The following is a 13,298-nucleotide window of genomic DNA, read 5'->3' on the forward strand; positions in this document are numbered from 1 at the left end:
ACATTAAGATGCAGGTCCCAAATTATTGACTGGAGAAAAGGCTGTATGGCGACACTAACCACCACCCAAACGTCACCTTCACTGCTCGGCGGTGTGGTGATCATCGGCGGCACCATCATAGGTGCGGGGATGTTCTCCCTGCCGGTGGTCATGTCCGGGGCGTGGTTCTTCTGGTCGCTGGCGGCGCTGGTCTTCACCTGGTTCTGTATGCTGCACTCCGGGCTGATGATCCTCGAAGCTAACCTCAACTACCGCATTGGGTCGAGCTTTGACACCATCACCCGCGACCTGCTGGGCAAGCGCTGGAATATCGTCAACGGTATCTCCATTGCCTTTGTGCTCTATATCCTGACCTACGCCTATATCTCGGCGAGCGGTTCGATTCTGCATCACACCTTTGCAGAGATGTCTCTGAACGTCCCGGCGCGCCTGGCAGGTTTTGCCTTCGCCCTTGGCGTGGCATTTATCGTCTGGATGAGTACCAAAGCGGTGAGCCGGATGACGGCCATTGTGCTGGGCGCTAAGGTCATCACCTTTTTCCTGACCTTCGGCAGCTTGTTGGGGCATGTTACGCCCGCCACGCTGTTTAACGTGGCGCAGAGCAACACCTCGTATTCACCGTACCTGCTGATGACCCTGCCGTTCTGTCTGGCGTCGTTTGGCTATCACGGTAATGTGCCGAGCCTGATGAAGTATTACGGCAAAGATCCACGCACCATCACCCGCTGCCTGGTTTACGGCACGCTGCTGGCGTTGGGTCTGTATGTGATCTGGCTGCTGGGGACGATGGGTAACATTCCGCGTCCGGAATTCATCGGCATTGCGCAGAAGGGCGGGAATATTGATGTGCTGGTGCAGGCGCTGAGTGGCGTACTCAACAGCCGCAGTCTGGATCTGCTGCTGGTGATCTTCTCCAACTTCGCCGTGGCGAGCTCGTTCCTCGGCGTGACCCTGGGGCTGTTTGACTATCTGGCCGATCTCTGTGGCTTTGATGACTCTGCGCTGGGGCGTCTGAAAACCGCGCTGCTGACCTTCCTGCCGCCGGTCATTGGTGGCCTGCTGTGGCCGAACGGTTTCCTGTATGCCATTGGCTATGCGGGGCTGGCGGCAACGATCTGGGCGGCGATTGTTCCGGCGCTGCTGGCGCGTAAATCACGTAAGCGCTTCGGTAGTCCAAAATTCCGCGTCTGGGGCGGCAAGCCGATGATTGCGCTGATCCTGATCTTTGGTATCGGCAACGCAGTAGTCCACGCGCTGTCGAGCTTTAATCTGCTGCCTGTATATCAGTGAACATATTGCCCGGTGGCGCTTCGCTTACCGGGCCTACAGGGATGGAGTAGGCCGGGCAAGCGCAGCGCCGCCCGGCAAAAAACTACCCCACCAACTCCTCTTTCACCTGCATCGCCAGATCGAACGAATGCAGACGCGCCTGGTGATCGAAGATCTGGCCGTTGACCATGATCTCATCAGCCTGCGTCTCACGCAGCACCGCTTCCAGCCCGTGACGCACCTTCGCTTTATCCCCTACCAGCGACATGCTTAACGCCTGCTGCACGCCATACTGTTCTGACGCCGACCATAGCTGATGCATATTCTCCACCGGCGGTGGCAGTTGCCCCGTCTCGCCGCGGCGCAGCTTCATAAAGGCCTGCTGCATGGAGGTAAACAGAAATTCCGCATCGCGGTTGCTGTCAGCGGCAATGATGTTGATGCACACCATCGCATACGGTTTTTCCAGCCGCGCCGAAGGCTTAAAGTGGGTGCGATAGAGATGCAACGCCTGGTGCAGCATATCCGGCGCAAAGTGCGAGGCGAAGGCAAACGGCAGGCCCAGCTGCGCGGCCAACTGGGCGCTGTAGAGGCTGGAGCCTAACAGCCACACCGGGATCTGCTCGCCATAGCCCGGCACCGGGCGAACCTGCGGATTCGGGTCACGGGCATCAAACCACTCCACCAGTTCAAGCACGTCACGGGGGAAGTTATCGATGTCACCGCTCATATGGCGACGCAGGGCGCGCATGGTCGGCTGATCGCTGCCCGGTGCACGGCCCAGTCCCAGATCGATACGGCCCGGATAGAGGGTGTTGAGAGTACCAAACTGCTCGGCAATAACCAGCGGCGAATGGTTAGGCAGCATCACGCCGCCCGAGCCTAAATGCAGCGTCGTGGTATTCGCCGCCAGATAGCCGAGCAGCACTGAGGTGGCGGCGCTGGCAATTCCGACCATGTTGTGGTGTTCCGCCAGCCAGTAGCGATGATAGCCGCGCTGTTCAGCCAGGCGGGCGAGATCCAGTGAGTGGGTAAAGGCTTCCCTTGCCGAGGAGCCTTCAGGGATCGGCGCCAGGTCCAGCACCGAAAACGGAATGGATTTATCAGTCATAGCAGCTCACTTTGTCGACGGTGAATCTTTAATAGTGCATTAAAATTTTACAGTCGTTGTTAACAAAGTGAGCCTTTTTTAGTCCTGCAGCTCCAGCCCGGCGAGACGTCGCCAGTAGCCGTTGCACTCGCTGTTCGCCGTCAGCGGCAGCGGGGCAGCACCATTTTCATTGGCGCGGAAGGCGTCGATCATGGCGAAAGTTTCGGTGCCCAGCGGCGACAGACGTACCATATCCACCAGCCCTTTCATTGAGGCCAGTTCGTTGCCGAGGTTGTAAACGTAGCCGCTCATGGTCTGAATGCCGTTGAGGACAAACACCTGCTGATTCTCCTGCGACAGCATGCTGCGTCCGTTGGGGTATTTGATGCAGCAGGTTTCGCACTCATCTTTCGGCAGATTCTCTGAACGCGCGGTAAAGCAGCGGGCGGAGTAAGCCAGCGGCAGATGCCCGTAGCTGAGCACTTCCACTTCAAACTGATTGCGGATCCCCAGCTCGTCGCACTGCGCCAGGATATTCACCAGCCAGTCACGGGAGAGTTCCACCGGCATACACCAGCGCGTCATCCCCTGTTTGAGCAGCAGACGCAGCGTCACGGCGTTGTAGCAGTTCAGCGCATGCCCGGCGACAAACGGCAGTTTGCGCTCGGCGCACAGGTTCACCACGCCGAGGTCGCTGGCCTCCAGCAGAAATTCACCGTTCTCCACATAGCGCTTCAGCTCATTCAGTTCTGACGAGGCCTGAACCAGCGCCAGCGTAGAGAGCACAACCTGCTTTCCGCTGTCGGCCAGGGTTTTCGCCATCTCCAGCCAGTCACCCACCTTTGTGGCACGACGCTTACTGCACACCGCCTCGCCGAGGTAAATCACATCCGCCTGGCTGGTTGCGGCCTGCTGATAAAAGTCTTCCAGCGTCTCTTTCGACCAGTAATAGAGCACCGGTCCTAATGAATATTTCATGGTTTATCTCACTGCCATTTACGGTGATACGCACCCAGCGTGGTCTGCGTGCCTTCGGACATCGAGCCGAGCGTCTCCATCCACGCCGGTTCTGGCGTATAGCTCTGCGGATTTGTCATGCAGCGATCGATCGCCTGGCGCCACACTTTTGCCACCTGGCTGACATAGGCCGGGCTGCGCTGGCGTCCTTCAATTTTCACCGAGGCGATGTTGGCAGCCAGCAGTTCCGGCAGCAGTTCGAGGGTGTTCAGGCTGGTGGGCTCCTCCAGCGCATGGTAGCGCTCGCCATCCACCAGATAGCGGCCTTTGCACAGCGTCGGATAGCCGGCGTTTTCATCATCCTGATAGCGGTCAATCAGCACCTCGTTCAGACGCGACTCCAGCCCCTGCGGGGTTTGCTGCCAGCGCACGTAGCGGGCAGGGGAGCAGGCGCCTACGGTGTTGGGCGATTCCCCGGTGAGATAAGAAGAGAGGTAGCAGCGCCCCTCAGCCATGATGCACAGGCTGCCAAAGGCAAAAACTTCCAGCGGAACTGGCGTGACCCGCGCCAGTTGCTTAACCTGATGGATAGAGAGTACGCGCGGCAGCACCACGCGCGACACCTCAAAATTACGATGATAAAAGCGTACGGCCTCTTCGTTAGTGGCAGACGCCTGTACCGAGACATGGCGCTCAATGTGGGGATAGCGTTCGGCGGCATACTCCAGCATGGCGAGATCCGCCAGTATCAGGGCGTCGGCACCCAGCTGTGCCGCCATATCCACCGCGCGCTGCCAGCGTTGATAGCCGTCGGGGTGGGCAAAGGTATTGATAGCGATATGCAGTTTACGGCGATGAAGATGTACGAAGCTCACCGCTTCCTGCAGTTTTTTCTCGGTAAAATTGAGACCAGCGAAGTGACGGGCATTGGTATCGTCCTTCAGCCCGATATAAACCGCATCGGCGCCGTTTTCGATGGCCGCCTTTAACGCCGGTAAGTTCCCGGCAGGGCAGAGCAGCTCCATAATTTATCCTGACGTTCGCAGCCCCAGAGGGATGCAAAATTGTTATCGAACAGGGATTTTAATTAACCATCCGGCGACAATTTTTGATTTAAGGCAGCTAATGGCGTATTGATGACACCAATAATGGGTTACGCCGGATGTCAGTTTGTTGATTTACCCCGCTATACCGGCGACTGGATATGGCAAAATATCAGGACTATAGATATCAGGAGTATTGCTTGTGCTGGATAAACTGCGTTCACGTCTCGTACAATTTGGCCCGTCGCTGCTGAGCGTGCCGGTTAAGCTTGCGCCCTTTGCCCTGAAGCGTCAGGTACTGGAGCAGGTGCTCAGCTGGCAATTCCGCCAGGCGCTGGCGGATGGCGAGCTGGAATTTCTCGAAGGGCGCTGGTTACGTATCGAGGTGCGCGATATTGGTCTGCGCTGGTACACCTCCGTTGAAAATGAACAGCTGGTGGTGCGCGAATCCGCCGACGCGGATGTCAGCTTCAGCGCTGACGCCAGCGATCTGCTGATGATTGCGGCACGCAAGCAGGATCCCGACACGCTCTTCTTCCAGCGCCGTCTGGTGATTGAAGGCGATACCGAGTTAGGTCTGTATGTCAAAAACCTGATGGATGCGATTGAACTGGAACAGATGCCGAAGCCGCTGCGCGTGGCCCTGTTGCAACTGGCCGATTTTGTCGAGGCGGGTCTGAAAACTCCGCCGGAAAGTAAACACACTTCTGTAGGTGAGCCATGTTGATTCGAGTAGAAATTGGCATCGATGCCCCGGGTATTGACGCCTTATTACGCCGGTCGTTTGAAGGGGAAGGTGAAGCGCAACTGGTTCACGATCTTCGTGAAGACGGCCTGATTACGCTGGGTCTGGTCGCCACCGATGATGAAGGTCAGGTCGTTGGCTACGTGGCCTTTAGTCCGGTCATCGTGCAGGGCGAAGAGCTGCAGTGGGTTGGCATGGCGCCGCTGGCGGTGGATGAAAACTATCGCGGACAGGGACTGGCGCGCCAGCTGGTCTACGAAGGGTTGGATTCACTCAATGAGTTTGGCTACGCCGCGGTCGTGACGCTGGGCGATCCGGATTTCTACAGCCGTTTAGGCTTCGAGAAAGCGGCACATTACGATCTGCGTTGCCGCTGGCCGGGCACCGAGTCGGCTTTCCAGGTCCACCGTCTGGCCGACGATGCGCTTGACGGCGTGAGCGGCCTGGTGGAATACCACGATCGCTTCAATAGCTTTTAACCGGCGGCCTTTGCAGGCTCTCGCGTAGCGCCTCAAATGTCCCGTCTCCGCTGACGAGGCGCTCTTTCTGGCGCTTCGTGAGCTGTTTAATGCGATATTCCAGCCGGAGGGCCAGGGAGCGATCCCCTGCGACGGCGGAAAACGCCAGCGTCAGCTCTCCTTTACCCCTCAACGCCTTCGCTCCTTTTCCCGTTTGATGTTGCAGGAAGCGGCGCGGCACATCGGTTGTGATGCCCGTATAGAGTGCATTATCAGCAGTTCGAACAAGATAGAGAAACCAGCACACGGCGAAAGATTCAGTATGTTAAGGTGAGTGCACCTTAGCATGAGAGAGAAGTGAAATGGAAACTCTGGCCGCCATCAACCGCTGGCTGGCGAAGCAGCACGTGGTTACCTGGTGCGTGCACCATGACGATGAGCTGTGGTGTGCCAATGCCTTTTACTATTATGACCCGCAGCGCATCGCGTTCTACGTCTTAAGCGAAGACAAAACCCGTCATGCGCAGATGAGCGGCAAACAGGCGAAAGTTGCAGGCACCGTCAACGGGCAGCCCAAAACCGTGGCGTTAATCCGCGGGGTGCAGTTCAAAGGGGAGATTCGTCGTCTGGAAGGGGAGGAAAGCGACGTGATGCGCAAGCACTATCTTCGTCGCTTTCCGGTTGCCGCTGCCATGCCAGCTCCGGTATGGGAGATCCGTCTGGATGAACTGAAGTTCACTGACAACACGTTAGGCTTTGGCAAAAAACATCACTGGCTACGCGCCGAGTAAGCGCAACGCCTCACGGTTAAAGGCGATAAGATCTTCTGGCGTCCGGCTGGTAACCAGCTGATCGTTATCGATGACTACCTCCTGATCGTGAAAATCGGCCCCGGCGTTTTTCAGATCGATGGCGATCGACTTCACGCCCGTCAGTTTACGTCCGCGCACAACCTCAGCGCTGATGAGCAGCTGCGGACCGTGGCAGATAGCAAAGACCGGTTTCCCGCTGGAGACAAAGTCCTGGGTAAAGGTCACGAAACGCGTATCGCTGCGTAACGAGTCCGGGGAGTGCCCGCCCGGCAGTAACAGGGCGTCAAAGTCAGACGGACTCACCTCATCGATGGTTTTATCGATGGTCACGCTGGCCTCGCCCTTATGGCCTTTTACCGTTTTGCCTGCCTCTTTTTCAATGGTGATCACCTCATGGCCCGCTTTACGAAACGCCTCGGCAGGTGAGGTAAATTCTGAATCTTCAAACTCGTCGGTAATCAAGACCGCAATTTTCTTGCTCATGCTTCCTCCGTTGTTTTGGCTTCAGACAGCTTTTTTCCAGCTTGTGGTAAATACTTAACGTTCAGACCACTAAGTTTGGTTGAGTGGCATGAAATCGCATACGGACTAATCTGCAAAGGAGGAGTAATGAGTCAGGTTTTAATTACCGGCGCGACCGGCCTTGTGGGTGGGCACCTGCTGCGTATGCTAATTCAGGAGCGGAAAATCAACTATATTGCCGCCCCGACGCGTCGCCCGCTGGGCGATATCGAAGGGGTGTTTAATCCCCACGATCCACAACTGACCGATGCGCTGGCACAGGTTCAGGATCCGGTTGATACCGTCTTTTGCTGTCTGGGCACCACCCGGCGTGAGGCGGGCAGCAAAGAGGCCTTTATTCATGCCGATTACACGCTGGTGGTGGATACTGCGCTGACCGGCAAACGACTCGGGGCGAAGCATTTCCTGGTCGTGAGCGCCATGGGGGCTAACGCGCATTCGCCGTTCTTCTACAACAAGGTGAAAGGCAAAATGGAAGAGGCCCTGATCGCCCAGAAGTGGGAGCGGTTGACCATTGTGCGACCGTCAATGCTGCTGGGGGAGCGGGAGAAGCATCGCTTCAGCGAGTCGCTGTTTTCCCCGCTTTTCAGCCTGCTGCCCGGCAACTGGAAGTCTGTCGAGGCGCGGGATGTGGCGCAGGTCATGCTGCAGGAGGCGCTGGGTGCAGCACCGGCAGGGGTCAATATTATTCCGTCGGCGAAAATCAGGGAGCAGGCGCAGGGAGAAGGATGAGCGCCCTCTGCCAACGGCAGAGGGCAGGGGAGATTATTTGATGTAGGTGAAGGCCGTGGTCACGTGTTTCACGCCGCTCACCCGGCTGGCGATATCCGCCGCCGCTTTACCTTCACGCTCGGTCACCAGGCCGAGCAGGAATACTTCGCCATTCTCGGTGGTCACTTTCACGTTAGAGGATTTCACCTGATCGCTACCCAGCAACTGGGAGCGCACTTTAGTGGTGATCCAGGTGTCGTTTGAGGCGGCACCCAGGCCAATCGGCTGGCCCTGACGTATTTCGTTAAATACCTCGGTCGTCCCTTCTACACCCATCGCAATTTGTTTCGCGCGGGAGGCAAGCTCGGTATTCGGCGCCTGTCCGGCCAGTAACACCTTGCCCTGATAAGCCGTAACGTTAATGCGCGCTTCTTTCTTAATCTGTTGGTCTTTGGAGAGTGCACTGTTTACGCGCAGCTCCAGGGTGCCGTCATCCACCTGCGTGCCCACGGTACGCGGGTCGGTCGCGGCTTTGGTGCTCACAGCGGCGGTACCCACTACCGCTGCAGCCACACATCCCTGAAGCAGCAGCGCAGAAATAAGGACTGCGAGGGGCGAAAGTGCCTTCATGTTTACTCCTTAATCATCCTGGTGAGGGAAAAGCGTGTTATCGATCAGATCGCATAAACAGTTCACCGTCAGCATATGCATCTCCTGAATGCGCGCGCTGCGGTGGGAAGGAATACGGATCTCGACGTCATGCGGACCTAACAGCCCCGCCAGCTCGCCGCCGTCGTAACCGGTCAGCGCAACGATGGTCATATCGCGCGTGACGGCCGCTTCCACGGCCTTGACGATGTCGCGGCTGTTGCCGCGCGTGGAGATGGCCAGCAGGACATCACCGGCATGCCCTAACGCGCGCACCTGCTTGGCGTAGATCTCATCATGAAGACGATCGTTGGCAATCGCCGTTAAGACCACGTTATCGGTATTAAGTGCAATGGCAGGTAAACTGGGGCGCTCTGTCTCAAAACGATTGATCATACTGGCAGCAAAATGCTGTGCGTTGGCGGCCGAGGTGCCATTACCACAACAGAGAATTTTGTTGCCGTTAAGCAGGGACTGAACCAGCGTCATTGCCGCGCGGGAGATGGCGTCCGGCAGCGCTTCTGCTGCTGCAATCTGAGTCTGAATGCTTTCCGTGAAGCAAACCTTAATTCTTTCGAGCACGGTATCCCTTAACGATCTGATTTACGCGTCTTCGCCGAAGGCGTTTTTGAACCATTCGATGGCGTTTCCGGTGAAGGCTACCACATCGAACCGGCAATCCACAGTGTCAAAGCTGCCATTATGCCGGGCAAGCCACAACTGGGCGGTGTGTAACAATTTTTGTTGCTTGGCCCGGGTCACGCTGGCGGCGGCCCCACCGTAACGGGATGACTGGCGGTAGCGCACCTCAATGAACACGATGGACGGGCCGTCCTGCATGATAAGGTCAATTTCCCCGCCGCGTCCGCGAACGTTAGCGGCGATAAAGCGCAGTCCTTTGCGCTCAAGCCAGCGACGCGCCTGTAATTCGCGCGCGTCGCCGGTCTGTTTGCGGGTTAACTGGCCGGAACGATCTGTCCCTGCTGGTATTTGAGCCATGATAACTTCCTGTTAATCACGCAATCCTGAGTGGCGGTGAGATCGCCGGTGTTGCCGTTAAGGGTAAAGCCCGGCACCTGGCGCATCTGGGTGAAGTGGTTCGCCAGCGCCCAGGCATCCACGCCCATGGCATACAGGCGCGCCAGCGAGTAGTCGTTACGCACGCTGCTGAGTGCCTGCTGCATCAGCTCTGGGTTTGCCCCTGCGAGCATCGGGATTTCGCTGTACTGCAGCCCTTCCATCTCAAGACGGAAGTCCGGGCCTGCGGTGCCCTGTGCGCTGCGTGAGCTGGCGTACAGCGACACGCCCGCCTGGCTGCCGTTACGCATGGCGATCATCGGTTTGATAAAGGCGATCTCTTCCGGGGTGGCCACAATGTAGGCCGCATCGACGTTACCGCCGCCGCTGATCTGCGCATCCGTTGGCGGAGCCGGGATAGTCAGGCCACCAATCGTCACGCTCTGCTGCTGTGGCAGGCTGGCAGTCACCGGGCTACCGCTGAGGGCAATACCCGCTCCGCCGTTCACGCCCGCGCGCAGTTCTGAGGCTGAGCCAAATTTCTGCTGTAGAACAATACCACCGCCCAGCTGTTGCCACTCTTGGGCAAAAGCGTTAGCGACGCGATCGCCCAGTTGGCTGCGCGGGATCAGCAGCAGGGGAGCCTGCTTACCTTGCTCATGAATATGGCGGGCCGCATCGCGGGCTTCGTCTTCTGGCGACAGGGCAAAGTAGCAGACGTTCGGGCGATTCTGCACCTGCTCCGGCTGGTTCAGCGCCAGCACGTTCAGCGGGGTGTTGCTTCTCACCAGCTCGTCCACGTTGTTTTTCAGCAGCGGGCCGACCACGATGCTGGCCCCATCCTGCTGCACCTGATTCAGCACCTGATCGAGCGGCTGGCTGCTGGTGTCATACACTTTTATCTCTGCAGACGGATTACCCATGGCCTGTGGCTGGGCGACGGTCTGCGTCTCTTGTGACGTGACCGGAGTCTGCACCGGCTCCTGCGCGTTGCTTTCCTGCACGTTGCCTTCCGGCGCGGCGACAGGCTGCGGAGTGGCAGGGGCCTGCACCGGATTCTGGAGCGAGCCTGGCTGAGCTGCGACAGGCTGGGTCGCGGTCAGATCGTTGGTTTCGGCACTGGACGGGCTCACCACATCATCGGCATTAGCGGCCTGGGCAACCTGGGCGGGAACTGCGCTGCCCGCGACGGCGGCAGTACCGTTTCTCGCCGCTTCAAAACCCTGTTGGATCGTGCGGCCAAAGACGGCGGCCTGGCCACCTAATGGCAGCAACAGGGCGATTTTGCTGGTGGAGGCTGGCTTGAAGTTCTGTACATTAACCAGCTGCGTTGGCAGCATGGTTGCGCCCGGGTTATTTGGATAGCGGGTTTGCCAGTCTTTAATTCCGGCTTTCAGCATATTCGGATCGTTGCGGTTATCGAACCAGACGCGCTGCAAATCCAGCCAGCCCTGCAGGATATTCTCGTCGGCGTTAATCACCAGCGCATTGGCCTGATCGGGATTCATGGCGGAGAGCGTCTGCCAGGTGGCATCGATATTTTTCTGTTTTTCCGCAGCGGAGAGCAGCGGCTCCTGGGCTATCAACGCCCGTAGCAGCGTCAGGGAAGGGCGACCCTGCTCGGCAGCGATACCGGCCTGCCAGAAACGCGCCTGCTGATTTTTATCCAGCGCACTAATGTCGATATTGCCGAGGATAGTCTTCGCGCCGGCAGCATCGTTCTGCGCAATTTTCAGCTCTGCGGCCAGCAGCGACTGCTCGCGACGTTGGGTATCGGTCAGATCCTGCGGCAACTGGTTAAACAGATCGGTGGCATGCTGGGTTTTACCCTCTTTCAGCAGTGCACGAATGGCGAGTAATTGCCAGTTGATCCTGGTATCATTCGAGCTCTGCTCCATCTGGTGCAGATAGAAGCCGGAGTCAGCCTGGGCTGTACCCTCCATGTGGGCAGCACTTTGATCGGGCGCCTGTGTGCCACAGCCTGCAAAGAACAGGGCTGCCAGCACCAGCGGAAGGCTGCGCGTGGCTTTATTATGAAAAAACGTTAAGGGTACCATACTGTATCCAGTGATATTTTTTACGCAATGCTTAATATTAAATCGGCAATACGGATGAAACAATGAAACAACACGAAACGGCAGATAATTCTCAGGGTCAGCTATATATTGTACCTACTCCTATCGGGAATTTATCTGATATTACCCAACGTGCACTCACCGTATTGCAAAGCGTTGATCTTATTGCGGCTGAAGATACTCGCCACACTGGCCTGCTGCTGCAACACTTCGCCATTAATGCCCGCCTGTTTGCCCTGCACGACCATAACGAGCAGCAAAAGGCCGAGACGCTGGTGGCAAAGCTGAAAGAGGGGCAGAACATCGCCCTGGTGTCCGATGCCGGCACGCCGCTGATTAACGATCCGGGCTATCACCTGGTTCGCACCTGCCGCGAGGCGGGCATTCGCGTCGTACCGCTGCCAGGACCGTGCGCCGCCATTGCCGCCCTGAGCGCGGCGGGCCTGCCGTCTGACCGCTTCTGCTACGAAGGCTTCCTGCCCGCCAAATCCAAAGGTCGTCGCGACGTGCTGAAAGCGCTGGAAGCCGAACCGCGCACGCTGATCTTCTACGAATCAACCCACCGTCTGCTGGAGAGCCTGGAAGACATGGTCGCCGTTTGGGGAGAGGCGCGTTACGTGGTGCTGGCCCGTGAGCTGACCAAAACCTGGGAGACCATCCACGGCCTGCCGGTTGGCGAGCTGTTGGCATGGGTGAAAGAGGATGAAAACCGCCGTAAGGGCGAGATGGTGCTGATTGTCGAAGGGCACAAGGCCGAAGAGGACGCCCTGCCTGCGGATGCCCTGCGCACCCTCGCGCTGTTGCAGGTCGAGCTACCGCTGAAGAAAGCGGCCGCGCTGGCAGCAGAGATCCACGGCGTGAAAAAGAACGCGCTGTATAAATATGCGCTGGAGCAGCAGGGAGAGTAAGCTCGTGAGCCGTTATCAACCGCCTTTTACGATTACGTCTGCAATCCTTAATCTGGTGGTTGAAACGGGAGAATTGCTGGGACACTGGGCTGCTTATACGGGGCGAGCTTCACCTCTGCTGCGTAAAGAGAATCGTATTCGTACTATCCAGGCGTCGTTAGCCATCGAGCATAATTCGCTGACCACCGGGCAGGTGACCGCAATTATGGATGGAAAGCGGGTGCTGGCCCCGGCAAAAGATATTCAGGAAGTCAGAAACGCCATCCAGGCCTACGAGCACCTGAATATCTGGCAAGCCAGTCGCCTGAAAGATTTGCTGAGTGCCCATCGGCTCCTGATGAAGGGGCTCGTAGATAATCCCGGGCAACTGCGCCAGGGGGATGTCGGGATCTATCGTGGTAACCAACTGGTGCATATGGCACCTCCTGCGTCTCAGGTACCTCGTCTGGTGGATGAGCTGCTTGGCTGGCTTAATGCCACAGACTTGCACCCGCTGATCGCCAGCTCTGTATTCCACTATGAATTTGAATTTATCCATCCCTTTGCCGACGGTAATGGCCGTATGGGGCGTCTCTGGCAAACTCTTATCCTCAGCCACTGGCGTGCCGAGCTGGCCTGGTTGCCGGTGGAAACGCTGATCCACTTTCAGCAAGAGCGGTACTACGCCATCCTTGGGCAGTGTGATAAAGCCAGCGACTGCACGGCTTTTGTAGAATTTATGCTACAAAATCTTGCCGATGCGCTGCGTGAAAGTATCTCAACCCCGCATGCATTGTCGGAACAAATGTCGGAACAAATGTCGGAAAAAGAGGACGCCATCCTGCAACTTTTGATTGCCCAGCCAAAGATGACAGCTTCCACCCTGGCCTCAATGCTCGGTGTAACCTCCCGTACGGTAGAACGCTACCTTAGCGCATTACAAAGCAAGGGTAAGGTACAACGGGTCGGTGCCAGAAAAGGTGGGTACTGGCAGGTCTTAAGATAGGCTGCGCTTGTCCCGTCAGACGATATTACTTCTGATATGCAAACCTTCGAAATGTTGA

15 protein-coding genes and 1 pseudogene are annotated in these 13,298 nt (G+C 57.4%); 7 read left to right on the forward strand and 9 right to left on the reverse strand.

The window, feature by feature from the left end:
- Positions 1 to 45: 45 nt before the first annotated feature.
- A complete protein-coding gene (gene mtr / locus DVA44_RS02870; protein ID WP_114385676.1) occupies positions 46 to 1,290 on the forward strand; it encodes a tryptophan permease in 1,245 nt (414 codons plus the stop codon).
- A gap of 82 nt (positions 1,291 to 1,372) precedes the next feature.
- Here mtr and DVA44_RS02875 read toward each other — a convergent pair whose 3' ends face one another.
- The 3 genes from DVA44_RS02875 to DVA44_RS02885 form a co-directional block, all read right to left on the reverse strand.
- A complete protein-coding gene (locus tag DVA44_RS02875; RefSeq protein ID WP_114316591.1) occupies positions 1,373 to 2,380 on the reverse strand; it encodes a luciferase-like monooxygenase in 1,008 nt (335 codons plus the stop codon).
- A gap of 78 nt (positions 2,381 to 2,458) precedes the next feature.
- Positions 2,459 to 3,337, reverse strand: coding sequence for a U32 family peptidase (locus tag DVA44_RS02880; RefSeq protein ID WP_103824912.1), 879 nt, complete (start codon positions 3,335 to 3,337; stop codon positions 2,459 to 2,461).
- 8 nt (positions 3,338 to 3,345) lie between these two features.
- On the reverse strand, positions 3,346 to 4,341 hold the full coding sequence (locus tag DVA44_RS02885) for a peptidase U32 family protein (protein WP_114385677.1): 996 nt from the start codon (positions 4,339 to 4,341) through the stop codon (positions 3,346 to 3,348).
- A 220-nt stretch (positions 4,342 to 4,561) separates the two neighbouring features.
- Here DVA44_RS02885 and DVA44_RS02890 point away from each other — a divergent pair, with 220 nt between their 5' ends.
- Both DVA44_RS02890 and DVA44_RS02895 read left to right on the forward strand, forming a co-directional pair.
- Entirely contained in the window at positions 4,562 to 5,086 is a 525-nt protein-coding gene (locus tag DVA44_RS02890; RefSeq protein ID WP_114385678.1) for an SCP2 domain-containing protein, read from the forward strand.
- Positions 5,080 to 5,583: a GNAT family N-acetyltransferase gene (locus tag DVA44_RS02895; protein ID WP_114385679.1), complete on the forward strand. Its 504-nt coding sequence runs from the start codon at positions 5,080 to 5,082 to the stop codon at positions 5,581 to 5,583. The genes DVA44_RS02890 and DVA44_RS02895 overlap by 7 nt, the downstream gene beginning before the upstream one ends.
- Here the strand turns inward: DVA44_RS02895 and DVA44_RS02900 are convergent.
- Positions 5,570 to 5,910: pseudogene (locus tag DVA44_RS02900) on the reverse strand (GIY-YIG nuclease family protein). The gene DVA44_RS02895 and the pseudogene DVA44_RS02900 overlap by 14 nt on opposite strands.
- A gap of 14 nt (positions 5,911 to 5,924) precedes the next feature.
- On the opposite strand from DVA44_RS02900, the gene DVA44_RS02905 reads away from it, so the two are divergent.
- Positions 5,925 to 6,353, forward strand: coding sequence for a YhbP family protein (locus DVA44_RS02905; protein ID WP_114385680.1), 429 nt, complete (start codon positions 5,925 to 5,927; stop codon positions 6,351 to 6,353).
- Here DVA44_RS02905 and DVA44_RS02910 read toward each other — a convergent pair.
- Positions 6,339 to 6,857, reverse strand: coding sequence for a type 1 glutamine amidotransferase domain-containing protein (locus tag DVA44_RS02910; RefSeq protein ID WP_114385681.1), 519 nt, complete (start codon positions 6,855 to 6,857; stop codon positions 6,339 to 6,341). The genes DVA44_RS02905 and DVA44_RS02910 overlap by 15 nt on opposite strands.
- 126 nt (positions 6,858 to 6,983) lie before the next feature.
- On the opposite strand from DVA44_RS02910, the gene DVA44_RS02915 reads away from it, so the two are divergent.
- Positions 6,984 to 7,628: an NAD(P)H-binding protein gene (locus DVA44_RS02915; protein WP_114316594.1), complete on the forward strand. Its 645-nt coding sequence runs from the start codon at positions 6,984 to 6,986 to the stop codon at positions 7,626 to 7,628.
- Between the two features lie 33 nt (positions 7,629 to 7,661).
- On the opposite strand, the gene dolP is transcribed toward DVA44_RS02915, so the two are convergent.
- From dolP to DVA44_RS02935, 4 genes are read right to left on the reverse strand one after another with little or no spacing between them, the layout of a single operon-like run.
- On the reverse strand, positions 7,662 to 8,237 hold the full coding sequence (gene dolP, locus DVA44_RS02920; RefSeq protein ID WP_114385682.1) for a division/outer membrane stress-associated lipid-binding lipoprotein: 576 nt from the start codon (positions 8,235 to 8,237) through the stop codon (positions 7,662 to 7,664).
- A 9-nt stretch (positions 8,238 to 8,246) separates the two neighbouring features.
- Positions 8,247 to 8,837 carry a DnaA initiator-associating protein DiaA gene (gene diaA, locus DVA44_RS02925; protein WP_032614385.1) on the reverse strand — a complete coding sequence of 197 codons (591 nt, stop codon included), beginning with the start codon at positions 8,835 to 8,837 and terminating at the stop codon, positions 8,247 to 8,249.
- A 21-nt stretch (positions 8,838 to 8,858) separates the two neighbouring features.
- Positions 8,859 to 9,254, reverse strand: coding sequence for a YraN family protein (locus DVA44_RS02930; protein ID WP_103177148.1), 396 nt, complete (start codon positions 9,252 to 9,254; stop codon positions 8,859 to 8,861).
- Entirely contained in the window at positions 9,212 to 11,329 is a 2,118-nt protein-coding gene (locus tag DVA44_RS02935; RefSeq protein WP_114385683.1) for a penicillin-binding protein activator, read from the reverse strand. The genes DVA44_RS02930 and DVA44_RS02935 overlap by 43 nt, the downstream gene beginning before the upstream one ends.
- 62 nt (positions 11,330 to 11,391) lie before the next feature.
- On the opposite strand from DVA44_RS02935, the gene rsmI reads away from it, so the two are divergent.
- Both rsmI and DVA44_RS02945 read left to right on the forward strand, forming a co-directional pair.
- Complete coding sequence (rsmI, locus tag DVA44_RS02940; RefSeq protein WP_114385684.1) at positions 11,392 to 12,255, forward strand: 16S rRNA (cytidine(1402)-2'-O)-methyltransferase; 864 nt, start codon at positions 11,392 to 11,394, stop codon at positions 12,253 to 12,255.
- 4 nt (positions 12,256 to 12,259) lie between these two features.
- Positions 12,260 to 13,240 (forward strand): Fic family protein, encoded by a 981-nt coding sequence (locus tag DVA44_RS02945; protein ID WP_114385685.1) that lies wholly within the window; start codon positions 12,260 to 12,262, stop codon positions 13,238 to 13,240.
- Positions 13,241 to 13,298: the final 58 nt, after the last annotated feature.

Source organism: Leclercia sp. W17 (assembly GCF_003336325.1).
In the GTDB taxonomy this organism is placed as follows: domain Bacteria; phylum Pseudomonadota; class Gammaproteobacteria; order Enterobacterales; family Enterobacteriaceae; genus Enterobacter.

Coding starts and splice junctions, on each gene's coding strand:
- mtr (WP_114385676.1), top strand. CDS start 46: ATGGCGACACTAACCACCACCCAAACGTCACCTTCACTGCTCGGCGGT.
- DVA44_RS02875 (WP_114316591.1), bottom strand. CDS start 2,380: ATGACTGATAAATCCATTCCGTTTTCGGTGCTGGACCTGGCGCCGATC.
- DVA44_RS02880 (WP_103824912.1), bottom strand. CDS start 3,337: ATGAAATATTCATTAGGACCGGTGCTCTATTACTGGTCGAAAGAGACG.
- DVA44_RS02885 (WP_114385677.1), bottom strand. CDS start 4,341: ATGGAGCTGCTCTGCCCTGCCGGGAACTTACCGGCGTTAAAGGCGGCC.
- DVA44_RS02895 (WP_114385679.1), top strand. CDS start 5,080: ATGTTGATTCGAGTAGAAATTGGCATCGATGCCCCGGGTATTGACGCC.
- DVA44_RS02905 (WP_114385680.1), top strand. CDS start 5,925: ATGGAAACTCTGGCCGCCATCAACCGCTGGCTGGCGAAGCAGCACGTG.
- DVA44_RS02910 (WP_114385681.1), bottom strand. CDS start 6,857: ATGAGCAAGAAAATTGCGGTCTTGATTACCGACGAGTTTGAAGATTCA.
- DVA44_RS02915 (WP_114316594.1), top strand. CDS start 6,984: ATGAGTCAGGTTTTAATTACCGGCGCGACCGGCCTTGTGGGTGGGCAC.
- dolP (WP_114385682.1), bottom strand. CDS start 8,237: ATGAAGGCACTTTCGCCCCTCGCAGTCCTTATTTCTGCGCTGCTGCTT.
- DVA44_RS02930 (WP_103177148.1), bottom strand. CDS start 9,254: ATGGCTCAAATACCAGCAGGGACAGATCGTTCCGGCCAGTTAACCCGC.
- DVA44_RS02935 (WP_114385683.1), bottom strand. CDS start 11,329: ATGGTACCCTTAACGTTTTTTCATAATAAAGCCACGCGCAGCCTTCCG.
- rsmI (WP_114385684.1), top strand. CDS start 11,392: ATGAAACAACACGAAACGGCAGATAATTCTCAGGGTCAGCTATATATT.